Source organism: Halosolutus sp. DAT137, from assembly GCF_059736405.1.
The window spans coordinates 169,189-192,988 of record NZ_JCAQID010000003.1 but is presented as its reverse complement, the minus strand read 5'-3'; the positions used below and the strand labels follow the sequence as shown (position 1 = coordinate 192,988).

Annotated in this window: 21 protein-coding genes; 11 read left to right on the top strand and 10 right to left on the bottom strand. The window is 62.5% G+C overall.

Annotated elements, in window-relative coordinates; translation table 11 throughout:
* Positions 1–150 precede the first annotated feature (150 nt).
* The 3 genes from argH to AC6I6L_RS08335 all read right to left on the bottom strand — a co-directional run bounded on the left by argH (position 151) and on the right by AC6I6L_RS08335 (position 4,412).
* A complete protein-coding gene (argH, locus tag AC6I6L_RS08345; protein WP_497917287.1) occupies positions 151–1,662 on the bottom strand; it encodes an argininosuccinate lyase in 1,512 nt (503 codons plus the stop codon).
* A gap of 2 nt (positions 1,663–1,664) precedes the next feature.
* Complete coding sequence (locus tag AC6I6L_RS08340; RefSeq protein WP_497917286.1) at positions 1,665–2,906, bottom strand: argininosuccinate synthase; 1,242 nt, start codon at positions 2,904–2,906, stop codon at positions 1,665–1,667.
* Between the two features lie 393 nt (positions 2,907–3,299).
* Positions 3,300–4,412 carry a helix-turn-helix transcriptional regulator gene (locus tag AC6I6L_RS08335; RefSeq protein WP_497917285.1) on the bottom strand — a complete coding sequence of 371 codons (1,113 nt, stop codon included), beginning with the start codon at positions 4,410–4,412 and terminating at the stop codon, positions 3,300–3,302.
* Positions 4,413–4,497: 85 nt separating this feature from the next.
* Between AC6I6L_RS08335 and AC6I6L_RS08330 the strand changes: the two genes are divergently transcribed.
* The 3 genes from AC6I6L_RS08330 to AC6I6L_RS08320 all read left to right on the top strand — a co-directional run bounded on the left by AC6I6L_RS08330 (position 4,498) and on the right by AC6I6L_RS08320 (position 5,841).
* Complete coding sequence (locus tag AC6I6L_RS08330) at positions 4,498–4,692, top strand: DUF7554 family protein (RefSeq protein ID WP_497917284.1); 195 nt, start codon at positions 4,498–4,500, stop codon at positions 4,690–4,692.
* Positions 4,693–4,842: 150 nt separating this feature from the next.
* Positions 4,843–5,343 (top strand): 2'-5' RNA ligase family protein, encoded by a 501-nt coding sequence (locus tag AC6I6L_RS08325; protein ID WP_497917283.1) that lies wholly within the window; start codon positions 4,843–4,845, stop codon positions 5,341–5,343.
* 153 nt (positions 5,344–5,496) lie between these two features.
* Entirely contained in the window at positions 5,497–5,841 is a 345-nt protein-coding gene (locus tag AC6I6L_RS08320) for a hypothetical protein (RefSeq protein WP_497917282.1), read from the top strand.
* A 64-nt stretch (positions 5,842–5,905) separates the two neighbouring features.
* Here AC6I6L_RS08320 and AC6I6L_RS08315 read toward each other — a convergent pair whose 3' ends face one another.
* Positions 5,906–8,077, bottom strand: a complete 2,172-nt coding sequence (locus AC6I6L_RS08315) for an ATP-dependent DNA helicase (protein WP_497917281.1) — start codon at positions 8,075–8,077, stop codon at positions 5,906–5,908.
* Positions 8,078–8,407: 330 nt separating this feature from the next.
* On the opposite strand from AC6I6L_RS08315, the gene AC6I6L_RS08310 reads away from it, so the two are divergent.
* The 3 genes from AC6I6L_RS08310 to AC6I6L_RS08300 all read left to right on the top strand — a co-directional run bounded on the left by AC6I6L_RS08310 (position 8,408) and on the right by AC6I6L_RS08300 (position 11,694).
* Positions 8,408–8,845, top strand: a complete 438-nt coding sequence (locus AC6I6L_RS08310; protein WP_497917280.1) for a hypothetical protein — start codon at positions 8,408–8,410, stop codon at positions 8,843–8,845.
* A gap of 78 nt (positions 8,846–8,923) precedes the next feature.
* A complete protein-coding gene (locus AC6I6L_RS08305; RefSeq protein WP_497917279.1) occupies positions 8,924–9,466 on the top strand; it encodes a metallophosphoesterase in 543 nt (180 codons plus the stop codon).
* A 2,066-nt stretch (positions 9,467–11,532) separates the two neighbouring features.
* Positions 11,533–11,694 carry a hypothetical protein gene (locus AC6I6L_RS08300; RefSeq protein WP_497917278.1) on the top strand — a complete coding sequence of 54 codons (162 nt, stop codon included), beginning with the start codon at positions 11,533–11,535 and terminating at the stop codon, positions 11,692–11,694.
* 130 nt (positions 11,695–11,824) lie between these two features.
* Here the strand turns inward: AC6I6L_RS08300 and AC6I6L_RS08295 are convergent, their stop codons facing one another.
* From AC6I6L_RS08295 to AC6I6L_RS08285, 3 genes are all read right to left on the bottom strand, one after another.
* Entirely contained in the window at positions 11,825–12,535 is a 711-nt protein-coding gene (locus tag AC6I6L_RS08295; RefSeq protein WP_497917277.1) for a CPBP family intramembrane glutamic endopeptidase, read from the bottom strand.
* Positions 12,536–12,654: 119 nt separating this feature from the next.
* The gene (locus AC6I6L_RS08290) at positions 12,655–15,105 is read right to left on the bottom strand and encodes a CPBP family glutamic-type intramembrane protease (RefSeq protein WP_497917276.1); all 2,451 of its coding nucleotides are present in this window, start codon (positions 15,103–15,105) and stop codon (positions 12,655–12,657) included.
* Complete coding sequence (locus tag AC6I6L_RS08285) at positions 15,102–15,881, bottom strand: ABC transporter ATP-binding protein (protein WP_497917275.1); 780 nt, start codon at positions 15,879–15,881, stop codon at positions 15,102–15,104. Before AC6I6L_RS08285 ends, AC6I6L_RS08290 begins: the two co-directional genes overlap by 4 nt.
* Before the next feature lie 283 nt (positions 15,882–16,164).
* Between AC6I6L_RS08285 and AC6I6L_RS08280 the strand changes: the two genes are divergently transcribed.
* Genes AC6I6L_RS08280 through AC6I6L_RS08265 form a run of 4 tightly spaced genes read left to right on the top strand, consistent with a single transcriptional unit; the run spans position 16,165 to position 20,036 of the window.
* Complete coding sequence (locus AC6I6L_RS08280) at positions 16,165–16,782, top strand: YIP1 family protein (protein WP_497917274.1); 618 nt, start codon at positions 16,165–16,167, stop codon at positions 16,780–16,782.
* A complete protein-coding gene (locus tag AC6I6L_RS08275; protein ID WP_497917273.1) occupies positions 16,779–18,251 on the top strand; it encodes a COG1361 family protein in 1,473 nt (490 codons plus the stop codon). Before AC6I6L_RS08280 ends, AC6I6L_RS08275 begins: the two co-directional genes overlap by 4 nt.
* Positions 18,238–18,900 (top strand): ABC transporter ATP-binding protein, encoded by a 663-nt coding sequence (locus tag AC6I6L_RS08270; protein ID WP_497917271.1) that lies wholly within the window; start codon positions 18,238–18,240, stop codon positions 18,898–18,900. The genes AC6I6L_RS08275 and AC6I6L_RS08270 overlap by 14 nt, the downstream gene beginning before the upstream one ends.
* Positions 18,897–20,036 carry an ABC transporter permease gene (locus AC6I6L_RS08265; RefSeq protein ID WP_497917270.1) on the top strand — a complete coding sequence of 380 codons (1,140 nt, stop codon included), beginning with the start codon at positions 18,897–18,899 and terminating at the stop codon, positions 20,034–20,036. Before AC6I6L_RS08270 ends, AC6I6L_RS08265 begins: the two co-directional genes overlap by 4 nt.
* Positions 20,037–20,402: 366 nt before the next feature.
* On the opposite strand, the gene AC6I6L_RS08260 is transcribed toward AC6I6L_RS08265, so the two are convergent.
* Both AC6I6L_RS08260 and AC6I6L_RS08255 read right to left on the bottom strand, forming a co-directional pair.
* Complete coding sequence (locus AC6I6L_RS08260) at positions 20,403–21,248, bottom strand: ABC transporter permease (protein WP_497917269.1); 846 nt, start codon at positions 21,246–21,248, stop codon at positions 20,403–20,405.
* Positions 21,245–22,258, bottom strand: a complete 1,014-nt coding sequence (locus AC6I6L_RS08255; RefSeq protein ID WP_497917267.1) for an ABC transporter ATP-binding protein — start codon at positions 22,256–22,258, stop codon at positions 21,245–21,247. The genes AC6I6L_RS08260 and AC6I6L_RS08255 overlap by 4 nt, the downstream gene beginning before the upstream one ends.
* Before the next feature lie 234 nt (positions 22,259–22,492).
* Between AC6I6L_RS08255 and AC6I6L_RS08250 the strand changes: the two genes are divergently transcribed.
* Entirely contained in the window at positions 22,493–22,624 is a 132-nt protein-coding gene (locus AC6I6L_RS08250; protein WP_497917266.1) for a DUF7859 family protein, read from the top strand.
* 103 nt (positions 22,625–22,727) lie between these two features.
* Here the strand turns inward: AC6I6L_RS08250 and AC6I6L_RS08245 are convergent, their stop codons facing one another.
* The gene (locus AC6I6L_RS08245; RefSeq protein WP_497917265.1) at positions 22,728–23,744 is read right to left on the bottom strand and encodes a threonine aldolase family protein; all 1,017 of its coding nucleotides are present in this window, start codon (positions 23,742–23,744) and stop codon (positions 22,728–22,730) included.
* Between the last annotated feature and the right edge of the window lie 56 nt (positions 23,745–23,800).

The following is a 23,800-nucleotide window of genomic DNA, read 5'->3' as shown; positions in this document are numbered from 1 at the left end:
AGCAAAATTATACGACCAATACTGACCGCTAACGGCGTAAAAGGGCATTCGTCCGGCGAATCATGTCTGACATATCATGGAGTAGGTAACTAGTCCCCGGGCGGGGACCGCGGTGGCGACGGGACCGGAGCCATCCACCAAACCGATACATTACACATACGCGTTCACCTCGTTGCGAAGCGTTTCGTGTGCCGTTTCGAGCGATTCGCTCGCTCTCGTGAGCGCCTCCTCGTGGGAGACGAGTCGATCGCGAGCCACCGCGAGTTGGTCGGCAACCGCCTCGGGGGCTGGACCGCCCCGCGAATCGCGACTCGCCACGCTCTCGACGGGGTCGAGTGCGTCCTCGACAGCCGCGAGGTCGACGTAGTGCTCGATCGATTCGTCGAGGACGTCCTGTGCAGCAGCCTCGATCGCCGCGACGTCGCCACCGCGTTCCGCAGCGGCGGCAACCAGTTCGTGGGCCATCCTAAACGGCAACCCGTTCGCCGCGAGCAGGTCCGCGACGCCGGTCGCCGTGGAGAAACCCGCGCCGGCCTCGGCGGCGAGGGCATCCGCGTTCCAGTCGGCGGTCGCGATCGCGCCGGCCGCGACCTCGCTGGCCTCGGTCACCGCGTCGGCGGTCTCCCAGGCGTGGGTCGTCGCCCGCTGGAGGTCGCGATTGTACGCGCGTGGAAGCCCCTTGAGCGTCGTCGTCAGCCCCTGGACGCTGCCGGCCGCGTCGCCCGCGACGGCGCGCACCAGTTCGAGCGTATCCGGGTTCTTCTTCTGGGGCATGATCGACGACGTCGAGGAGTACTCGTCGGAAAGATCGACGAAGCCGCGATTGGCGAAGATAATCACGTCTTCGGCCAGTCCCGACAGCGTCGTCGCGTGCGTCGACAGCGCCTGAATCGTCTCGAGTAAGAAGTCTCGACTCGAGGAGGCGTCCATCGAGTTCTCCACGACGCCCTCGAAGCCGAGCAGGTCGGCCGTCCGCGCGCGATCGATCTCGAACGTCGTCCCGGCAAAGGCCGCGCCGCCGAGGGGCGATTCGTTGATCCGGTCGTAAGCCTCGAGTAAGCGTTCGGTATCGCGACCGACCGCACCCGCATACGAAAGCGCCCAGTGAGCGACCGTCGTCGGCTGGGCTGGCTGGAGGTGGGTGTAGCCGGGCATCACCGTCTCCTGGTGGGTCTCGGCTAAATCGAGCAACGCCTCGCGCAGCGCGATCGTCGTCTCGATCGCCTCGAGAACGTCCTCGCGCAGGCGATAGCGGATGCACGTCGCGACCTCGTCGTTGCGCGAGCGCGCCGTGTGCATCTTGCCGCCGTCGGCACCGATCTCTTCGATGACCGCCGTCTCGATCGCCTCGTGGACGTCCTCGCCGTCGGGCAGGGAGTCGTGACCGTCGACCTCGATCGCGTCGAGTGCGGTCAAGATCGACCCGGCTACGCTGTTACTGACGATCCCCTGTTCTGCGAGCATGACCACGTGGGCGCGATCGACCTCGAGATCCGCCTCGAAGATTCGTTCGTCGGCTGCGAGCGAGGAGAGGAAGCTCCGGGCGGGGCCGCCGCTGAAGCGATCGCGGCGGACGACGCTCTCGGTGCCGTCGATACCGCCGTCCGTTTCGAACGCGGACGCGACCTCAGACGTCTCGTCCTGAGCACTCTCCTCTGTCATCGTTACTCCGAGTCCTCGCTTTCGCCGCCGCTGCCGTCGGTGGCGAGTTCGACTTCCTCGTCGTCTTCTTTGGCCGTCACCGCGTTGGCGAGACGACGCTGGAAGCCGTGGTACTTCGCGACGCCGGTGGCGTCTTCCTGTTTGATCTTGCCGACCGTCTCCGTGTCGAAGGAGGCGTGTTCGGCCGAGTAGGCGGCGTATTTGCTGTCGCGACCGACGACGCGGGCCTGACCGCCCTCGAAGCGGACGGTCACCGTGCCGGTGACGCGCTTCTGGGTCTCGTCGATGAAGCCCTCGAGCGCGTTCACGAGCGGCGCGTCGATCAGCCCCTCGTAGCCCTTCTTCGACCACTTCTGGTCGATCAGTTGCTTGAACTCGCGTTCCTCCTGCGTGAGGACGAGTCCCTCGAGTCCCTCGTGGGCGTTGAGCAGGGTCGTCGCCGCCGGGTGTTCGTAGTTTTCTCTGACTTTGAGACCGAGCATGCGGTCTTCCATCGAGTCCGTGCGACCGACGCCGTAGGCGCCGGCCACGCCGTTCAGGTGCTCGATCAAGTCGACGGGGTCGTACTCGACACCATCGACGGCGACGGGGTATCCCTGCTCGAAGGTGATCTCGATCTCCTGGGTCTCGCCAGAGGGGGCCTGCGTCCAGTTGTAAATTTCCTCTCCAGGGACGTAGCTCGGGTCTTCGAGTTCCGAGCCCTCGACGGAGCGACTCCAGAGGTTGGTGTCGACCGACCACTTGCCGCCGTCGCCGCCCTCGACGGGCAGATTCTTCTCTTCGGCGTACTCGGTTTCCCACTCGCGGGTGAGTCCGAGTTCGCGCACGGGGGCGATCACTTCGAGGTCCGAGTCACGCCAGACGGCCTCGAAGCGAAGCTGGTCGTTGCCTTTGCCCGTACAGCCGTGGGCGATGCCGGTACAGCCCTGTTCCTCTGCGACCTCGAGAATCGCGTTCGCGATCACGGGGCGGGCGAGTGCCGTTCCGAGCGGGTAGCCCTGGTAGGTCGCGTTCGCGCGAACGCTCTCGAGACAGAGAGCGGCGAATTCTTCTCGCGCGTCGACGACGTAGTGTTCTAACCCGAGCGCGTCGGCGGTTTCCTCGGCTTCCTCGAACTCGGAAGCCGGCTGTCCGACGTCGACCGTGACGCCGATGACGTCGTCGTATCCGTATTCTTCCTCGAGCAGCGGGACACAGACCGTCGTGTCCAGTCCGCCCGAGAACGCGAGTGCAACGCGTGTCATGTCGTACTCGAGTGAAACGCCAGGAGGGACTTAAGCTCATTGGTTTGGATTGTGAAAAATAAGGATAGAGATCACGCTAACCGGAATTTTCTGCATTTGCTGGAACGTTGGAACGAACCTGGAACGTGGGGTGAGAGATAGTACGGGCTCAGAGGGCCCGCCGCGGTCGCCGCCGCCGCAGAGAAATAGCTCCGTCGAGTGCGAGGACAGCGATCGAACTGCCGACGGAACGACTCATTGATAGGTGTATTACGCGGACCACTATTAAAATCTGCCGGGACGGCAAGCGCCGTGCGCTTCGATGAGACGCTACGCGAAGTTCACGCCTCGAACGAGGATCGGTCGTGGATCTACTGAAAATCGAACGTGAGTCGAACGAAGAGACGCCGAGAATCACGGGCCGGAGTCGCCGTCCTCCGGTAACGAGAGGACGTTCTCCCGACCGATGCGGAAGACCTCGATCGTATCGTCCTCGCGGAGGCCGCTGACGACCTGACTCGTCTTGGCTTCGGTCCACTCCAGTTCCGAGACGACTTCCTGTTGTTTGATCCGACCGCCGCGTTCCTCGAGCAGCCGCAGGACTCGTTCCTCGTTGCTCAGCAGTTCCGTCGGGGGACCGTTCTGTTCAGGCTCGCCAGCGGCGGGATCAGTGGTCGGCGGCGGCGAGTCGTCGCCGGTGTTCGTCGTGCGCACTCGTTCGCCCCTGAGCCACCACCCCGCCGCGCCGACGACCGCGAGAACGAGCAGGGCGGCCGCGACCGCAACCCAGGGCATCGACGGCTCGTCTGTTTCGGCCTGCTGTGGCTCGTCGTTTGCGTTCTCGATCAGAACGACGCGAGGCTGGTCGGCGGTGAACTCGGTCGATTCGTCGCTCCAGAAGACCGAATTCTCCCCGGAATCGTCCGGTGAAGGCTCGGGCGCTTCGTAGCTCGTGTACTGTTCTGGCCACCGGAGCTGCAGCGTGGTGTCTTCCGGGAGCGTAAAGCCCGAAATCGCATCACCCGCTTCGATCCGGTTCAGTTCGACGTGGGCGAACGACGACCACTCGAACGTAAACTCGACGTGGCCTCGTTCGCGCGGTGCGGTGCTCGTGTCGGTACTGACGGTGACATCCGAGATACTCATCTCCCGCCCCGTCTCGTTTACTCCGTTAGCGAGCGTGTCGGACCACCGCCGCTCTTCCGCGGTTGCATACCCCGCCGGATCGTCTTCGACGTCACTTCGGAGCTCCTCCCACTCCTCTTCGGACCTGTTTTCGTCGTCGATCGCGTACCGGTAATCGATCGTAAACGTTGCCGACCCGTTCTCGTGGATGAACACGTCGATGTGAATCTCGTCTGCATCTTCGAGCTGTGGAACCTCCTCGGGTTCGTCACCGTCCTCGGGATCCTCCTGTATCACCGCAGCGCCGGGGTCGACACTGGCCGCACCGATCGGCACCAGCGCGATCGAGCACCCGACGACCACGAGCACGCAGATCAGGGCCCACTGCCCCCTCACGTCCATTGTATACCGATGACAGAGCCGTCCAGATAGGTCTTTCCGACCGCAGTAGCGGTGCGCTTTTCAACGTTCACGCGTACGTGAACGTATGATCGACTCGCGCGGTGATCTCGCGGTCGAAACGCTCCTGAAAATCGTCCTCGGGCTCGTCGCCGTGTTGCTCGTCCTGCAGATCCTCCAGACACTGCTCAGCGGAATCGCGAGTCTGCTCGGCCCGTTTTTCTTCCTCATCCAGCTCGCGATCGCCGTCCTGATCGTCCTCTGGCTAGTCGATCGAATCTGAGACTGCTGGAGAGACCGATTCGACGCCGGCCGATCGAGCGTCGTCGTCACCGCCGGAGACGATCGTAAATTCCCGACCGACGTCTCACTGACGTCTGGCCGGCAGTATGAACGCCAGACTCATACGGCGAGCGATCCTACGGTTCCTGAAGTGTACAGCGTCAACGTTCCCGTTCCCGGCCGCGTCCGCGCACTCGCAGCCGATCTGTACCCATCGTTAGTCGGATTCGAGAGCGTCCGCGATGATCACTCGTGTCTGCTCAAACGACTCGGCGAGGCCGACCACGTCGCCCAACTCCAACACCGCACCCACCGTGCGCTCGAAGGCGCACCGGCCGTCGAGGCCGAGATCACGGGCATCGACTACTTCGCCGATCCGCCGCTCGGCTCGGCACCCGTCGTCTACCTCGCCGTCGAGAGCCCCGGACTCGAGCGAATCCACGCCGACCTCGTCGACACCTTCGGAACGGTCGACGGTCTCGAGGGCAGCGAGTACGTCCCCCACGTCACGCTGGCACGGGGCGGTGACGGCGATGCCGCCGCGGCGCTTGCCGATCGCGAGATCGAACCGATCCGGTGGACGGTGACCGAACTCGAGTTCTGGGACGGAACGTACCGACTGCCGGTGAGCCGCGTTCGGCTTCCCGCCTGAACTCGGCCGAGGCAGACGGTAATACTGCGGCGACCGCAGACGAAGCTGCCGGGATCGCAGACGGTACCGCGAGGATCGCAGGCAAGACCGCCTGACTGCGATCGCTGCCGATCGGCCAGAACCTATTATACCATCCTGTCAGTAGCACCGAACATGCACAGACGGTCGTTCATCGGCGTCGCTACGACGGTAACAGTCGCCGGCTGTTCCGAACTTAGCGGAGCTGTCAGCGGTGGCGGCGTAGACGAAACGCTCGAAGACGAGCGGACGGCGGAGTTCAGTGCCGACGAAGGCGATCGGTACACGGTCACGGTCGACGTCGAGCGCGTAGACGACGGAAGCGCAGTGAGCGTGCAGGTCGCAAAACTCGGTGGCGGGCCTCTCGATGCGCGATCGATCGAGGACAGCGACAGCTACGACGTGACGATCGAGGAGGACGGCGATCACGTGGTCACCGTCACGAACGGGGCGGCTCACGTGACGCTTGAAGCGACGTAGCGACGCCGATCGCCCGCGGAGACAGCGGTAGTCGATCGACGCCCGGACTTGCTGGGAAAAGCCCTCACGGGGCCGGCGGATCGCCGTCGTAGGCGTCGTGATCGGCGTAGAAGTTCAGCATCGAAAACTTCAGCTTCTGCGGATCGATGTCGATCAACTCCTCGCGCTCTTCGTGGGGGAACGTTCCGTTGACGCTGTACTTCCCGAGATCCGACTTCGCAGAGCGGGAGTACCGCCGATCGAGCAGGGCGCGGACGCCGACGTCGTCGGGCGATCGAATGACTCGGCCCAGCGCCTGTCGCGTCTTCCGGACCGTGGGAATCTCGACGGCGTAGCGCCAGCCGGTATCGGTCCCCTCGAAGGCCGCGTCGTAGGCCTCCTGGACGGCCTCCGCCCGATCGTCGAGATGCGGGTACGGGACGCCGACGACCAGCACCGTCCGGGCGTCCTCCCCGTCGAAGCTCACGCCCTCCGCGAGCGTTCCCCACAGCGACGTACAGAGGACGGCGTCGTCGCTCGCGACGAACTTCTGGCGGAGATCCTCGACGGCGACGCCGGGTTCGTCGAGATAGACCGTCCCGTCGTAGCGACGCTCGAGCCGATCGGCGTACCGACTCGCCTCGCCGTAGTTCGGGAAGAACGCGAGCGTGTTGCCGGGCGTGAAGCGAACGGCGTCGTAGATTGCGTCGGTGACCTGCTCTTGGACGGCAGGGTCGTCTCGATCCGACGCGAACAGCGGTGGCGTTTCGACCGCGTAGGTCCGGCGGTTTTCGGCGGGGAACTGCAGCCCGTAGGCCATCGTCACGCAGTCCTCGAGGCCGAGGACGTTCTCGGTCACGTCGAACGGCTGAAGCGTCGCGCTCATCAGGACCGTCGCGGAGACGTCCTCGAACAGCCGCCCGGTTACCTGTCGGGGGAGACAAGAGTACAGTTCCGCGCGGCCGTACACCTCGTCCGTTCCCGCGTCGCGGGTGACGGAGACGACCGGGTAGAGTCCCTCCGTCTCCCCCTCGTTCAGCCAACCGCTGACGAACGCCGCCGCGTCGAGTGTCTGACACTCCGTCCGCGTCGCCGTCTCGCCCTCCCGGTAGGCCTCCTCGTACTGCTCGTCTAAATCCTGGCCGAGCGCCATCGCGGTCTCTAAGTCCGCGTCGATTCCCTGCCCCGAGTACTGCTGGAGAAACGCGAGCGTCAGGTCGTCTCTACGATCGTCGTTAGCGATCGGAACGTCGTCCCAGTTCTCGTCGATCGACTCTCGGTCACCGAATCCGAAACTGTCCTCGTAGGTCTCGACGAGCGCGCGGTGGAACGCCGAGAGGACGTTCGCCGCGTCGGTCGATCGCGGATCTTCCGTCTCGGCGAGTTCGTCCAGCGCGGAGTCGAACGTTCGCTCCGAACAGGTTCGGGTGGCATGTTCGCGGGCCGCATCCTCCACGTTGTGTGCCTCGTCGAAGACGGCGATCACGTCTTCGGGATCGCGGCCGAGCCACCGGAAGAACTGCTCGCGGATAACGCCGTCTAACAGGTGGTGGTAGTTACAGACGACGAGATCGACGCCCTCGATCCCCTCTTTCAGGAGTTCGTAGCCACAGAAGCCCTGTCGCTCGGCGTACTCGTAAATCTCCTCGGGCGTGCGAACGTCGTCGAACAGCCAGGCGAAGAAGTCGTCCGTGTTCTCCGTCAGGTTGTTCTGGTAGTACTCACAGACGTTCTGCTCCTCGAGGTCATCGAGACGTTCTTCGATGTTCTCGAGTTCGTCCATGACGGCGCTGCGGGCGTCGGCCGCACCGCCGTCCCCGTCCTGGCTCTCGGCCAGTAATTCGCGCTGGCGACGCTCGAGCTGGTCGCGATCGCGTTCGGCGTCGACGACCGCCCGCGTGTTGTCCCGCAGGGCCTGACACTCCTCGTAGCCGACGTCGATGTGACACATCGAGGACTTCCCTTTGAAAACGATCGTGCGAAGGTCCTCTTCGCGGGTAATCGCGCGGGCCTCGGCGACGAACTGGCGCATCTGCTGGTGGACGTTCGTCGTGATGACGACCGTCTTGTCCTGCTCGCGGGCGACTTCGAGGGCGGGAACGAGCGCCGAGAGGGTCTTGCCGGTCCCGCAGGCCCCCTCGAAGAGCACGTTCTGGCCCCGGACCAGCGTGTTGTAGATGCGGTCCATCGCCTCCCGCTGGTTCTCGTATGGCTCGTCGTAGGGGAAGAACCGCTGGTATCCGCCAGTCTCGGACACAGTACGTGATAGGTTTCCGCGTCGATAAAAGGATTCGTCTCGATTCGGCCCGCAGCGGTTTCGCGATCGACCGGCGAGAGCTGAGTGGCAGTTCAGTTGTACCGTGCAACGACTGCTGGCTCATAGGGATTATCGTAGGAATTCATAGTTTCCCTCTGAAGAACCGAGACACAGCGCCGAAGGCCCGGTTTCGAGACCTCCAGTTGGCTACGATAATCCCTATCAGTTGTACCGCGGAAACCGTCCGACTCAGCTGTGCCGTGTTAGTAGTTGACAGACCCGGCGTACGCGCGGTACAAGGTCAAATAAGTCGAGTGCCTCGCCTCGCGTATGGCCATTCCTGGGTACGATTCCGACTCCGCCACCGAGGAGACGCTCGAACACGCCGGTGCCCGAATCGCCGTCGTCGCGGGCGTCGTGCCGGAGGCGTTCGGCCTCGAAAAGAGTGCCGTCGACGCACCGATCGACGCGCTCGCAGCGCCGGTGGATATCCACGAACTCGACGGGCTGAAAGCCGTCGAAGCGGTCCGAATCTCCCTCGTTTACGATCCGACGGCACTGCCGCCGGGTTCAAGTCCCACCGACGTCGCCGTCGCCGTTGAAACGGAATCCGGCGGCAGTGGAAACGAGAGCGGCAACCGCAACTGGGTGCCACTCGAGTCGACCGTCGATCTCGAGGAGACCACGGTGACGGCAGTCCTGAACGATACGCCGCCGGGATCGACGGTCGTCGCCGCATACGACGATGGGTATCAGCCGACGGGCTAACGCGACGACCGTCACAGCGACGCGAGGAGCGATCGACGAAGCGAAAGTATCGTCACGCTGTTGTCTGAACGAGAACGTATGATCGCGATTTTTTCGGACACACACAGTTCCCGCGGACACGAACTTCAGGGGGGAGCCCTCGAGGTGGCCCGAGAAGCAGACATCGTGATTCATGCCGGCGATTTCACCAGTACGATCGCACTCGAGGCTTTCCAGAACGTCTGCGGAGAACTCTACGCCGTACACGGCAACGCCGACAGCGCGGCGGTCCGCGATCGATTGCCCACGGAACGGGTCGTCGAGGCGGAAGGTATTCGATTCGCCGTGACCCACCGCCGAGACGGCGGGACGACCGGATTGGCGCTGTTCGGTCGATCGCGAGATGCCGACGTCGTCGTCTCGGGTCACAGTCATCGTCCAGGGGTCGTCGAGACCGACGACGTGTTGCTGGTAAACCCCGGTAGCCACGCCCAGCCACGGGGGAACCGGCCGGGGTTTGCCGTGATCGAACCGTCGAACGAAAGGGAGGGCGAGAACGTCGGAAGCGACGGAGCCGACGGGTTCGAGGGCGACATTCGCGAGCCGGACGGCACGGTCATAACGACCTTCGAGCGGTCGTGACTGCGGTTAAGACGGGAGCGGAGGTATCAAGAGCGTCAGCAGGGAGCGGCCGATCTTCGGAGACCACACCACCGAAGACCACAGCGGGCCAGTTCGGGCCGAACTGGCGGGAACGTGGGAGGGCAGTTGGAGGGCGGAGGGATCGGCAACGGTCTCGAAATCGTCGCTGGCGTCGACGACCGAGACGCAGTGATACCTACGCGATAGCACGGAATATAGTCAGCGGAAGGTGAAAGATCGATTTTATCTATCGTGGCTACTGACCGTCGATCCACACCCGTTCGAACGACAACGGTGCAGTCAGTGTGAAAATCGGTTCAGTTAGTACTCTACCACCTGACGGCTTGATTTAGAGACGATCGCGTTCCCGTGTGCCGGTTGTACAGCTTGGGCCTTCCAGTGACTGCGATCCCGTCAGCGCCGCCGGAAGAAGAGTTTCGCGGGACACGGACGAGAGAGTTGCTGAGTCGAATCACCCGTCACCGCCACGAAACGAAACAATCGCAGCGTGATGGGCCTTCGAGCGATTATCCGCCGAAATAATAGATGAATTACGACAGAAAAAGTTTAAATAATAATAGTATGAACGATATGTTGACCTCTAACATATCGGGGGTAAATAATGAACAACGGGGGTGACGAACGTGCAAGTTAACATTGGACCAGTCGGTATCGCGGTCGGCGTCGCATTCGGTGCAGGCGCTGCCGGCGTCGGTGTCGGCTACTGGGTCAACAGCTAACCCGAACGGAGAACAGCGCGGTAATCAACAACACAGCGGATTACGACAACACAGTCACTCATGAACGCAAACATCGCCCCGGGTGTCGGGGTAGCAATCGTTGGAATCGGTCTCGGCGCGTTCAGCGTCGGCTACACTATCGGCTCTGACCTGGCGAACTGAGGTCATCCGAACGAAACGTGCGGAAACCAACTGGCGGTTCCGGGTCACCGCGACCCCAACACACTTGATCAGCAACGCGGGACCCGCACTCGAGTACCGGAAACGAGAATCGGCCACGTTCGGGATCGGAGAGAACCGAACCAGGTACCTCTCAGCGTGGGATCACAGATCACGCTACGACGGGCTACATCCCCATTGTGAGCAGGATTTAGTCGTCTCCCTGGACATTTTTATCTAATTCTAGTTGTATACATTAAGCTAGAAAAGACTTAAATAATAATGCCATAAACAATGTGTTGACCTCAGTGACTATCTGAGGCAACTAGATAACCGAACGGAGGTGACAAACGTGCAAGTTAATATTGGACCAGTCGGTATCGCGATCGGCGTCGCGTTCGGTGCGGGTGCCGCCGGTGTCGGTGTCGGTTACTGGGTCAACAGCTAACCCGAACGGAGAACAGCGCGGTAATCAGGAACACAGCGGTTTACGACAACACAGAGACCTATGAACGCAAACATCGCCCCGGCCGTCGGGGTTGCAATCGTTGGAATCGGCGTAACATCGTTCGGCATCGGCTACCAGATCGGGAGCGACCTGGCGAACTGATATGAACGCCAACATCGCACCCGCTGTCGGTGTCGGGATCGTCAGTATCGGTGTCGGAGCGTTCGGCATCGGCTACCAGATCGGAAGCGATCTGGCGAACTGATATGAACGCCAACATCGCACCTGCCGTCGGTGTCGCCATCGTCGGTGTCGGCGTTGGAGCCTTCGGCGTCGGGTACACCATCGGAAGCGACCTGGCGAGCTGAGGGTCCCCGAACGAGAACGAGATGCATCGATCGAAAATCAACAGGTCGACACGGTGACGTTCATTCACCGAGTTGACCATTCCTATGGGCACACGATCGGCGGCGTCTTCCGTCCGGACGTATCGTAGCCCCCCGAACGGTAGTCGGCACTGATTGCGAGTTCAAGAGCACCCATTGCGACGATGTCTGTGAGCCTGCGGTGCGTTCGGTGCCGCCGTTCGTGTGCACCCAAAATCAACAGTCAGTAGCACCACCACGAGTAACGAAGCGATCCATTCCCCTCAAAAACCGTTTTGAGAATACTAAATTTTATGTTTTGTGAGTATGAATCCGTGATACGGTGATTCGACAATGAGTTCGTGGGTGGCGCTGCTGGCGGCGAGCAACGTACTACTGATTATCGCGATTCTCTTTGTCGACGATCTCGGCGGAGACTGGTACATCAAATACGGAACCCTGGCGCTTGCCCTTTTGCTCGCGTTTGCCGCGGTCGTTCTGGCACGAGGCGGGTGAGGCGGACGGGGTTGTCGGTCAGCCACCCGCGGCGATCGTACCCGATAGCTGACGGCACGGGTCGACAGTTTCTGAACCGAACGAAACGAGTACGCTTCGATCACAATCGAGACGGCGCGACGACATCCGTTTAGATGGTAAACGCGATAATGAATACGGCGCTGTTGTACAGCCCGTGAGCGACGATGGCGATATCGAGCCGCCGCCAGTAGGCGTATACGAGTCCGTATCCGATCCCGTTGATGAGGATTTTCGTCAGGTCGGTTACGATGTAGATTCCCTCGAGGGTGAGCACGTTCGGGGCGTGCATCGCGGTAAAGAGGAGACTCGAGCCGAGGACCGCGATCGCCGTCGAGTGGCTGCCGGCCAGTTTCTTCTGGATGATATTTCGGAAGAGCAACTCTTCGACTGGAGCGGTGAGCAGAACGCTAATCAGGATCGCTGCTATGAGGACCTCGACGCCCGCCGACTGGACCAGACTGGCGACGGGACCGAGTGACTCACCGATCCCCAGCGTCGTAAAGAGAATCGTGAGCACGCCCTGAACGACGACGAGCACCAGACCGACGAGCGCCCCGAGACCGATCGCTCGCGGCGAGACGTCGGGAATATCGATGAACGATCGATCCGCATCGGTCACGAGAAAAAAGACGCCGATCGCGAGTAAGAGCCCGATTCCGGCCCCCAGGCTACTGGAAATGAGTTCGTACCGCCGCGGAAACCACAGAAAAAACGCCGTTCCAACCGCGAGACCGGAGCTGATCCCTGCAACGGTCATTCCGGTGGCTACCGTCCAATCTCGAGCTTTCCGTACGTACGTCGGTGCGTATTCAGTACTCATATCCGTCCACGCGAATTGCTTTCTCCAGTTATTGAATATTATATAACCATACATATCACTTTCGAAAAAGGTAGTGAGAGAGTCCGTGACACGGGCAGACAACTCGTACCGGAACGGCCCTACACCACTCGTGCGTACAGCAGACCGAATATCACCGCGTTGTACACGCCGTGACAGAGCGCCGGAACCACGACGTTTCGGGTTCGCTCGTACAGCCATCCCCAGACAAGCGACAACACGAACAACGGTGAGATCGTCACCGCGATCGCGACGAGATCCGTACTGAAATACATCGGGACGTGGACCACGGCAAACACCGTCGCCGTCCAGCCGATCGCCAGCGGAGTGGCAATCGTCTCGGAGAGGCGTTTCTGGATAACGTTCCGAAAGACGAATTCCTCGACGGTGGCGTTGACGGCGAGGGTCAAGATAATCAGGAGTAAGACGTACAGCGGACTCAGCGTCAGCATCTCCTGGGCGATCGTGTGCGGGACGATCGGTGCGTTCAGGACCTCGACGAGGACGACGATGGCGGCGTAGACGGCGAGGGAGACGAGGACGCCGGCGGCGGTGTATCGAAGGTCCGTCACCGTGGGGACGGCCGCATCGATAATCGTCTCCAGGCGACCAACGGCAAGCAGGTAGACGATACCCGCAAGCGCCCAGCCGACGAAGCCGCCGACGAACGCGACGATGAACCCTGGACCGCCCGAAACCGGAATCAAGATGAGCGTCCCCGTCTGGACGGTTATCGAAAGCACCAGCCCGAGTATCCCGATGCCGGCGGCGAGTTCTAGCGCGTAGACGGGGTCGTCCCGCCGCGGTTTGCCGTAGGTTGCCAACCCGTTGATCGCAAAACGGTAGCCCGCGTCCGCGACGAGCAGTGCGACCAGCGACACGACGGCGAGACCACCCCACTGCAGCCAGGGTTCGAACTCGCCGCCGACGAGTATCGCGCCGCCCACTGCGAGCGCCGCGGTGGCGACTGCGTGGAAGACGATCGCGGCCATTTCGGGCGGCCTGGCGGCGGCGACGTCGAGTACTCGTCCCGGCTCGGATCGCGGGAGTAACGTCCCGATCCCTAGGGCGATCGTCGCACTCGCCGGCGTCAGGAGCAGCCAGAACCCGCCCAACAAGAGCGCGTCGGTGAGGGCGAGTTCAGTCGCGGCCAAAAGGACCGTTCCCGCGAGGACGAACGGCAGGCCAAGGCAGGTTCCTGCGAGGAGTCGCGCCCGCACGAACGTTCGCGCCGGAACCGACGAGAGGACCATTTGCTCTAGCATCGTCCCCTCCTCTCCGAGCGGGTTCAGTCCGAATGCTCCGCCAGCGATCCAGATGCCGAGTAACACGATCGACCCACCCAGCAGAACGGGAAGCAACGACGGATCGCTGACAGCACTGGCGACGAGAACGACCACCACCATCACGTAGTAAGAGACGTGCAGCAGGCGTTGTGGGGTCCTGAGAGAACGCCGAAAGAGCCCGTCCGCAACGTACCAGGTGGTGGATCGAAGCCACGGCCAGGATCGCCTGGCCTGACGCCCGGTCGCCGGCGCAGCGACCGGTTCAGCGTCCGGTGAGTCGGATTCTGCCCCCGGCGGCGCGGCGGGGTCGGTTCGCCAGAGGCGAGGAGCGACGGCGACGAGCAACCCGACGGCCACCGGCACGGTTCCGGCCACGACGAGGCCGCTTGCGAGCGTCCGCAGTGCGAGCCCGTCGACGAGCGGTGTGCCGAGGAAGAACAAGTCGGCGTAGTATCCGAGCGGAATCGGCGGCGCTCCGTCGGGAGCGATCGACGAGAGCCTCACGCCCTGTTCGAACTGGGCGGTGAGCGACCCCGCGTACACGCCGCCGACGCCGAACAGCGCCGCGGCGAGGATAATACCGACCGCACTCGACAGCGATCGAACCGTTCCGGAGAGATGGACGGTTCGCAGGACCGCCCGCAACGCGAGACCGAGAACGTATCCGACCAGCATCGCTGCGAGCAGACAGAGCGAGGCCGCAAGAAACGCACCGACGGCGACCGTCGGAGAGCCGGCTCCGACGGCGAACGCCGAAACGAGTACCGCCAGCGGGGCGACGAGCAAGAACGCGAGCGAACGAAGTTCCGCCCACAGCAGTCCGAGCGTCAGGTCGCGATCGCTGACCGTCGTCAACAACAGTTTCGAGGCCCCGAAGTTGAGAAATCGCTGTCCGGCCTGGATACCGCCGAGAAAGACGTACATCCCGAGTCCGACAGGGAGATACCACCGGGCGATCGCGAGCAGGCCGTCGGCCTGGCCGCTTCCGACGGCACGACCGAGGTCGTGGGCCCCGCGAAGCAACACCCCGAGGATCGGAAGCAACGCGGCGACGCCGAGAACCAGCAGCGCCCGTTGACGACGCGAGGCGGCGTACCGGTGGGTATAACGTCGACGTTCCGCGCGCGCGATCGACCGTACGACGGCCAGCGTCGACGCCCCCGACTGCGGATCCGCCGGGTTCGTTCGGGTGGCCGCGCCCGCCGGTGATTGTGGACTGTTGCCGAATGCGTTCTCGCCGTCGCTCGCGGACCCGCGGTCGGTCATGTCGGATCACTCGGCGTTTCCACGCTGTCGCCCGTCTTCGAGGCGATGTGCGAGTCGTCGTCGGTTACATCGAGGAACGCCTGTTCGAGCGACCGTTCGCCAGTTTCGCTCGCTCGACGCGAGAGGTCTGCTGGCGGTCCTTCAGCGACGAGCGACCCCTGATGGAGAACGCCGACGGTGTCGGCCAGTTCCTCGACGACCGGGAGAATGTGCGTCGAGAGAAAGACGGTGGCACCCTCCTCGGTAAGTTCGTCGATCAGGTCGACGACCTCGCGGGCCGCTCGAGGATCGAGACCGCTGGTCGGTTCGTCGAGAAAGATGACGGCCGGTTCGTGGAGGACCGCCTGAACGAGCCCCACTTTCTGTCGCATCCCCTTCGAGTAGGTGTCGATCAGTCGGTCGGCGGCACTCGTCAACCCGACTCGGTCGAGCAGGCGCTCCGTCCGATCGCTTGCGCGTTCGGCGTCGAGATTACGGAGGGTTGCGACGTACTCGAGTTGCTCGCGGGCGGAAAACGAATCATAAACTGGCGGGGAGTCGGGCAGATACCCGATGTGTCGTTTCACCGCCTCCCGGTCGGTGACGGAATGGCCAGCAACCGTCGCTCGACCCTCAGTCGGCGTCGTCAGCGTCGTCAACATCTCGATCGTCGTCGATTTCCCGGCACCGTTCGGGCCGAGAAAGCCGTAGACCGTCCCGTCGGGAATGTGGAGGTCGAGCTCGTCGACAGCAATCACCTCGCCGTATCGTTTACTTAATCCCTCCGCTTCGATCATGTATTATGATCTTTTCCAGAGAGAATAAATGAATTTCGGTTCCTTACAGTATTACATTTAGGATGGCGCACGCTAAGACATTCGATCGGATTGGAATCGATCGAACGCAAAATTCGACGTGTGAGTACCACGCTGTGAGAAACGTCGCCGTCCTGCCAGCCCGTTACCCGTGAGAGTTACCCTGTCGGCCCTATCCCCGTATTTACAGACCATATGCAGTATCAATTCAGGTACTGTATTATGATCAAAAAGAATTTTATATGATTAAACTAATGGGGAAATTATGATGCGTGAACTGTTACTCGACCCGGATGCTTTCTACGCGAACCGAGGTGAACAATCGACGCTCGTGGGTCCGGCGATCGTCGTTCTTGCTGCGGCGATCACCGGAATGCTCACCGGACTCCTCGTCGTCATCGAAATCTCCAGAGGACTCGAAGAGGGTGCGGGGCAAGTTCTCGCGATCGGTGGGACCAGCAGCGTGATCGCAGTGCTCGTCTCGACGTTCGGGTTGTGGGTGATCTACGCCGGCGTCTTTCTGGTCATCTCGCTGTTGTTCGAGGGGGAAGGTGGCTTCCGATCGATGCTCTCGTACGTCGGCTGGGGGTTCGTTCCGGCAATATTTAGCGGACTCATCACCGCCGTCGCGATCTTCATCGCCTTACAGTCGATGACACCTCCCTCCGATCCGACGGCGACGGGTGCATTCCAGCAGCAGTTACAGGAGCAGCCGATCGTGGTCGCAGCAACGATCGGCGGAATCGCCTTTACCCTCTGGCAGGGATTCATCTGGTCGTTTGCGGTCAAACACGCGAGCAACCTCGATCTGCGAGAGGGCGCACTGACCGTGGCCGGACCGATCGCACTGACGATCCTCTGGACCGTCTATACTCTGCTATGATCCGCTGGACACTACTGCTCGTCGGTGCTGTCGTCATCCTCGGCGGCGCAACGGGTGCCGGCGTTGCATCGGACCACGGGGTCGACGTCACGATCGGAAGCGTCGGCGTCGATCCGGAGCCAGTCGAGGAAGACGAGGAGTTTACCGTCCGGGTCGATATCGAGAATCTCAGGTCGAGCACCCAGAACTTCCGCATCGACCGCGTCGAACTTCGACACGACGAGAGCGGGTCGTCGACCACCACGCTGGATTCGACGTCACCGCCCGGTTCGATCGGACCTGGCACCGACAGAACGATCGAACTCGATGGTGAACTCGAAGAGGAGGGGTTCCAGACGCTGTTCGTTCACGTTAGCGGGACGACCCAGGACGGAGAGCGCCTGCACATCCACTACCCGTTCGAACTACGGGTTGGCGAGGAACGCCCGCAGATCGACATCGACGTCGACGAGGCGATCGCGGACACCGAGACGGCCGTCGACGTCTCCATCGCAAACGGTCTCGACGAGGATCTGCGAAATGCACGGCTCACGCTCGAGGGAGACGACGCGTCGATCGACCGCCAGCAGTACGTCCGATCGAACTTGGCAAGCGGTACGGAAGAGACGTTCGACTACACGGTGGTCGCCAACAGAGCGGGAGAACAGAGTCTCACGGCCACGCTCCGGTACACCGACACGGACGGAGAACGGCGGACGGTTCGGGAGCGGACGGACGTTTCGTTCGAGAAACTGAACGACGACGTCGAACTCGATGCGACCGCCGCCGATGACGGATCGTCGATCACGGTGACCATGACCAACCGCGGAAACGTTCCCGTCGAGGACGCTGTCGTCGCTCAGACCCACCCGGACGTGTCGGCCTCGAACGCGGCTATCGAGCGGATCGATCCGGCATCGAGCGAAACCATCACACTCAACGTCTCCGAAATCGACGGCGCGAATTCGATCGACCTCCCGGTGACGGCCAGTTACACCGTCGGTGAACTCGATCGCGAGAGCGAAACCTCGACCCGGCTCTCGGCGTCGCCCGGCGAGATCGAACTGACCGGCGTCGAGATTACGAACGAAGACGGCCGCGTTCACGTCTCCGGCAGCGCGAGCAACGTCGGACTGAGCGAGGCCGAAAGCGTGTTGGTGCGGGTGGTCGACACCCCCGAAGTCACCCCGGCCCAGCCGAATCGGGAGTACTTCGTCGGGAGCGTTCCTAAGAGTGACTTCGTCTCGTTCGACGTGTACGCGCGGACCGACGGCGACAGCGACGAGATTCCACTCGAGGTGACCTATTTGGTCGACGGAGACGAGCAAACCCGCGAATTCGCCGTCGGAAACGACGCGTCGAATACCGCCGGAGAGACCGACTCGGCCGCACAGGGCCTGTTGATTCCGGCCGTCGGAGGCGGCGGTCTCATCCTGCTCGTGGGGGCAGCCATGGCGATTTCCTGGAGGAATAGCCGTGGCGGCGCTTGAGCTCCGTAACGTAACCAAACGCTACGAGAGCGGCGGCGGGACGGTCGTTGCCCTGGACGACGTCGATCTGTCCCTCGAAGGCGGGGAGTTCGTCTCCGTCGTCGGGCCGAGCGGGAGCGGCAAAACGACGCTGCTTAACGTGCTCGGATTGCTCGATCAGCCGACCGAGGGAAACGTTCTCCTCGACGGAGAAGACGCATCCGATCTGTCAGAACGCGAACGGACGATGGCCAGAAAGCGGACCATCGGGTTCGTCTTTCAACACTTCCACCTGCTGCCGACGCTTACCGCCCAGGAGAACGTCGAAGTACCTCAGATCTTCGACCAGAACCCGAAAACCGCCGAGCGGGCGACCGAACTGCTCGAACTGATGGGGCTCGGGGACCGACTCGATCACCGTCCAAATCAGCTCTCCGGCGGGCAGAAACAACGCGTCGCGATCGCCAGGGCGTTGATTAACGAGCCGCGGGTGTTACTGACCGACGAACCGACGGGGAATCTCGATCAAGAGACGGGCCGGCAGATCCTCGAGGAGTTCGTGCGGATACGCGACCGTGGAGTCGCCGTCGTCGCCGTCACCCACGACCCGATGCTCGAGTCGTACGTCGATCGGACCATCACGCTCACCGACGGGGTGATCGAGCGATGATCGACGACCTGTTTCGGCGGTTTCCCGCGCTGTTGATGGCCCGGCGCAACCTCTCGCGGGCGAACATCCGCTCGGCGCTTGCGATCGTCGGGATCGTCATCGGGGTGGTCGCGATCGCCTCGCTGGGTATGCTGGGAACGTCCTTGCAGGATTCTGCACGGGGGTCACTCGGTGATATGGGCAACGAGGTCATCGTCTCGCCGTCGTACGAATCGGGCGTCGAGACCCTCGACGATCGGGACGTTCGATCGATCGAACGGAGCGCCGGCGATGCGGCAGCCGTCCCGATCAAATCCGACAATCTTCGGCTCACACACGGGAGTGACGAACGTATCGTGACGAGCTATGGGATCGAGGATCCGGGGGCCATCTGGGACGCAAGCGACGGAACGATCCCCGAACAGCTCAGCAACGGGGTCGTCGTCGGGGCAAATCTAGCGGACGATCTCGACGTGAGCGCCGGGAACTCGATCGAGGTCAACGGGTCGACGTATCGGGTACAGGCGGTGCTCGAACGCCAGAGCGAGTTCTCACCCATTGTCGTCAACACGGCGATCATACTGCCCGAAGGGGAACTCGTCGACGACGACTACGAGCACGTGATGGTGGTCGCTGAGAGCGGGACGATGGCGAACGAAAGCGCCGCCTCGATCGACGACGAACTGAACGATCGGGAGACGGTCGTCGATATCTTCGAACTCCGGGAGTTGACCGAGGGGATCGACGAGTTCTTCGGCCTGTTGAACTGGTTTCTCATCGGTATCGGCTCGATCTCCCTGGTCGTCGCCGGCGTGAGCATCCTCAACGTCATGTTGATGAGTGCGATCGAACGGCGCGAGGAGATCGGCGTGCTCCGGGCCGTCGGCATTCGAAAGCGGGACGTGCTACTGGTGATGCTCTCGGAGGCGGCGCTGCTCGGACTTATCGGCGGGATGATCGGGCTCGGCCTCAGCGTCGGCGCTGGGATCGTGCTCAACCACTTCCTGATGGGAGAGTGGACGGCGACGTTCGCGCTCCAGAACCTCCTGTATCTGGGTATGGCGTTCGCGTTCGGTGTCGTGACGAGCGTGGTCAGCGGGCTCTATCCGGCCTGGAAGGCTGCCAGCGAACGGCCCGTCGAGGCCCTGCGAACGTAGCCACCGTTCCGCTCGTCGAACCCGGCGGCCGGTCGTAGCTCGTCGACGTTCGTCTCCTCGACACGATGTGAAGTAGACCCGCCGACTCAGTCTGGAACGTCTCCCTGGATTCACCCTGGCGATCGGAACGCGGAGGCAATCGGTTTCTGAGACGTGTGAGACGGTCTGTTGTGATTCGCTACCGGTGATCGCTGCACCGTTCGAGCGATCACCGGCAAAACGGTACAACGATGCGTCTGAGGACGAGAGTACGCCGTCTCGCTTGCGAAATCCGAATGCGGAGGCCGCATCCGTATCACCAGTGCCGAAGAAGTGAGCGATCGAAAGCGAGACGACCTGGAGCGTGATACGGACAGGTGCGACGGGTCAGTAGTGTCCCATCACACCGCGTTCACGGGCGATCTGGGAACACACTTTGAAGACGACGTAACCGACGACCATGTAGACGATCGCCGTCCCGACGAGAAGGCCGAGGTCGAGCGCGGAGAACTCCCAGAGTCGGACGCCGTCGCGCATCGCATCCTGCAGCATCGAAGAGCCCTGGACGAGCGGGAGCAGGCGGGTCAGGAACACCCCGGCCGTCGGCGCGGCGATGAGACCGACGAGGACGAACTGCATGAGCGGGAAGACGCTACTGATCTTCTTGTAGATCAGCGCCAGTCCGGCGAACACGAACCCCAGTCCCACGACCGTCATGAGCGTCAGGATCGTGATCGGAAGGATGGTAACGATGTCGACGGTGAGCGTCCGTCCCGTCGTGAGGAGCATCAGTGCCAGCATCACGCCGCCCATGACCAGGCTCAGCGACGTGTTAACAAGCACTTTCGTCCCCATCACCGTTCCGAACCCGTGTGGGGACATGTAGAGCTGTTCGAGCGTTCCCCATCGGGACTCCTGGGTAACCTCCCCGGCGAGACTGGTGTAGGCGCTCTGGGCCATCGTCCAGAGGAACCAGCCGACGATGACCGCATCGAGCGTCGAGCCGATCGCACCGATCCCAACGTCGCCGACGTTTTCGACGGCGGCTCGTCCGCCGAAGAAGATGACCGCAAAGAACAGGTACATTCCGATCAACTGCGCGATGAAGTTCACCCGGTATCGCGCCATGAGCAAGAAGTTCATCCGGAGGATCGTCCAGAGCAAGACGAGTGACCCGGCCCGATCGTCGGTCGCGTCCGATCGAGTCGCGTCCTCGGCTGTCGCCTGGCTCATCGGCCGTCCCCTCCGTGCTGGACCATCGCCGGCGACCGCTGGTCGTCGGTCTGGGCGTCCCCAGTGGAGTCGATACCGCCGGTCGCCTCGTTGGTGACGTGCAAGAACACGTCTTCGAGGTCGGCGTCGACGCTGTCGAACGACGCGATCGAGAGTCCGGCAGCCTCGAGCCGTTCGGTCAGCCGGTAGAACTCGTCGCCGGCGACCGTTGCACGGAACGTCGTTGCGTCCGTCCGGCGCTCGAAATCCCGGGCGTCGAAGGCCGATGCGAGTCGGTCGCGAAGGTCGGAGTCGATCGGTTCCTCGACGGTGATCTCGTAGGACTGGGTGTTAAACAGCGAGAGGAGGTTGTCGACGGTGTCGTTGACGATCGTCTCACCCTCGTTCATCACGATGACGCGATCGCAGACCTCCTGGATGACGTCCATGTCGTGACTGGAGAGCACCACCGTGGTGCCGTCGTCGTTGACCAGCCGCCGAAGCTCGTCGCGAAGGTCGAGGGAGCTCTCGACGTCGAGTCCGAGCGTCGGTTCGTCGAGAAAGACGATATCGGTGTCGCGGGCCATCGTACAGGCCAGCGAGACTTTCTGTTTCTGTCCACGGGAGAGTTCGCGGACGACCGTATCCTCTTTTTCCCGGAGGTTGAACTGGTCCAGGAGGTCGTCGATCCGGTCGGTTCGACGGCGGTAATCCTTCCCGGCGATCACCGTGAAAATCTCGAGGTTTTCACGGACCGTCAGCCGCCAATAGGTGTTTCGGGCGCCCTCGAGCATCGCCCCCATATGCTGGAATGCGGTGCTCGGGTCTCGGTACACGTCGTGGCCGTTGACCTCGACCATCCCGCCCGAAGGGATGATCAACGAGAGGATCATCTTGATCGTCGTCGTTTTTCCCGCGCCGTTGGGACCGAGAATCCCGACGGCGGTCCCCTCCTCGATCGACAGATCCACCCCGTCGACGGCGCGGACAGCGTCGTCGCCGGAGCCGTAGGTCTTCGTGAGATCCGTCACGGAGATAATCGAGTCGTCACCGGAATTCGACCCCGAGCGCCGGCGTGATGAGTTATCTTCTTCAGTAGTCTCTTCAGCGTTTACACTCTCCATACACAATAACAACAAATCAGTAGATAATACTTTTTCGGTGAGAGGGTTGGAACAATGTCGATCGCGCCGATTACGAGTGGGAGAGGTGGAGTCGTTCAGACGTCGAAACGGTTTTGCGCGATGACAGCGTACGAGTGTCGTATGCTCGGTTTCCTCCCCGACGATCCAATCATTATCGCGATCGTCCTGATCCTGCTCGCGCTGATCTTCTTTTCGTACCTGCTCATCCGCCGGACGGTACTGGAGTTTCGCGACGGGGTGCGCGGTCGATAAGTTCGTCCCGCACCGATCGAACCGCCGTATCCGGTCGGGAAACCATCGCATCAGGTCGGGAAACCGCCGTATCCGGTCGGGTTTCGGTGTCCCGCGGAGACGGTCAGGCGACGGCGGCCTCGATCCGCTCGATCGCTCGATCGACCTGCCCAGCCGCGAGGTTCCGGTGCGTACAGAACCGGATTCGGCGCTCGTCTAACGCGTTCGCCAGCACGTCGCGCTCACCGAGTCGATCGACGACCGTCGCCGTCTCGAGACCGGTGCCAGAAACGTCCGCGAGGAGGATATTCGTCTCGGGTTCTCGAACTGTAATCCCATCGATCGCGGAGACCCCATCAGCGAGTCTCCGGGTGCGCTCGTGGTCGATCGCGAGGTCGTCGACGTTTCCGAGGGCTTCGATCCCGGGTGCAGCGACGATGCCGGCCTGTCGCATCCCGCCCCCGAGGAGTTTCCGCACCCGGCGGGCCTCCTCGACGAACGCAGCGGGACCTGCGAGCACGGAACCGACTGGCGCGCCAAGCCCCTTCGAGAGACAGAACATGACGGAGTCGACCGGATCGGTGATCGCGGTCACCGGGACGTCGAGGGCCGTCGCTGCGTTGAACACGCGCGCCCCGTCGAGATGGACCGCCACATCGTTGTCGCGGGCGGCCCCCGCGGCGGCGGCGATCGCTCCCGGTTCGATCGCGAGTCCGCCACGAGCGTTGTGCGTGTTCTCGAGACAGAGGAGGCCGGTTCCGGGACGGTGGAGGTCTTCCGTGACGCAGGCCGCCTCGACCTGCTCGGGTGTCGGGACGCCGCGCTCGGCGTCGACCATTCGCACCTGCAAGGCGGCGTGCTGGGCGAAACCGCCGAGTTCGTACCGGACGACGTGGCTCTCGCGATCGGCGATGACCTCCTGGCCCCGTTCGGTGTGGACGCGGGCCGCGATCTGGTTGCCCATCGTCCCGGTCGGGACGTAGAGGGCGGCTTCCGCGTCGACGACTTCGGCCGCGCGAGTTTCGAGGTCGTTCACTGTCGGGTCCTCGCCGTAGACGTCGTCACCGACTGCGGCCGTCCGGGCGGCCTCGCGCATCGCCTCGTCTGGTGTCGTGACGGTATCCGATCGGAGATCGATCATGTGTCGGGATACCAGACCAGCGATCAAATAGGCGACGACCGTCGGTCGATCGAGTG

Excerpts from the sequence above, each read along its gene's own strand:
- argH (WP_497917287.1), bottom strand. The coding sequence starts at position 1,662 with ATGACAGAGGAGAGTGCTCAGGACGAGACGTCTGAGGTCGCGTCCGCG.
- AC6I6L_RS08340 (WP_497917286.1), bottom strand. The coding sequence starts at position 2,906 with ATGACACGCGTTGCACTCGCGTTCTCGGGCGGACTGGACACGACGGTC.
- AC6I6L_RS08335 (WP_497917285.1), bottom strand. The coding sequence starts at position 4,412 with ATGGACGTGAGGGGGCAGTGGGCCCTGATCTGCGTGCTCGTGGTCGTC.
- AC6I6L_RS08330 (WP_497917284.1), top strand. The coding sequence starts at position 4,498 with ATGATCGACTCGCGCGGTGATCTCGCGGTCGAAACGCTCCTGAAAATC.
- AC6I6L_RS08320 (WP_497917282.1), top strand. The coding sequence starts at position 5,497 with ATGCACAGACGGTCGTTCATCGGCGTCGCTACGACGGTAACAGTCGCC.
- AC6I6L_RS08310 (WP_497917280.1), top strand. The coding sequence starts at position 8,408 with ATGGCCATTCCTGGGTACGATTCCGACTCCGCCACCGAGGAGACGCTC.
- AC6I6L_RS08305 (WP_497917279.1), top strand. The coding sequence starts at position 8,924 with ATGATCGCGATTTTTTCGGACACACACAGTTCCCGCGGACACGAACTT.
- AC6I6L_RS08300 (WP_497917278.1), top strand. The coding sequence starts at position 11,533 with ATGAGTTCGTGGGTGGCGCTGCTGGCGGCGAGCAACGTACTACTGATT.
- AC6I6L_RS08295 (WP_497917277.1), bottom strand. The coding sequence starts at position 12,535 with ATGAGTACTGAATACGCACCGACGTACGTACGGAAAGCTCGAGATTGG.
- AC6I6L_RS08290 (WP_497917276.1), bottom strand. The coding sequence starts at position 15,105 with ATGACCGACCGCGGGTCCGCGAGCGACGGCGAGAACGCATTCGGCAAC.
- AC6I6L_RS08285 (WP_497917275.1), bottom strand. The coding sequence starts at position 15,881 with ATGATCGAAGCGGAGGGATTAAGTAAACGATACGGCGAGGTGATTGCT.
- AC6I6L_RS08280 (WP_497917274.1), top strand. The coding sequence starts at position 16,165 with ATGATGCGTGAACTGTTACTCGACCCGGATGCTTTCTACGCGAACCGA.
- AC6I6L_RS08275 (WP_497917273.1), top strand. The coding sequence starts at position 16,779 with ATGATCCGCTGGACACTACTGCTCGTCGGTGCTGTCGTCATCCTCGGC.
- AC6I6L_RS08265 (WP_497917270.1), top strand. The coding sequence starts at position 18,897 with ATGATCGACGACCTGTTTCGGCGGTTTCCCGCGCTGTTGATGGCCCGG.
- AC6I6L_RS08260 (WP_497917269.1), bottom strand. The coding sequence starts at position 21,248 with ATGAGCCAGGCGACAGCCGAGGACGCGACTCGATCGGACGCGACCGAC.
- AC6I6L_RS08250 (WP_497917266.1), top strand. The coding sequence starts at position 22,493 with ATGCTCGGTTTCCTCCCCGACGATCCAATCATTATCGCGATCGTCCTG.
- AC6I6L_RS08245 (WP_497917265.1), bottom strand. The coding sequence starts at position 23,744 with ATGATCGATCTCCGATCGGATACCGTCACGACACCAGACGAGGCGATG.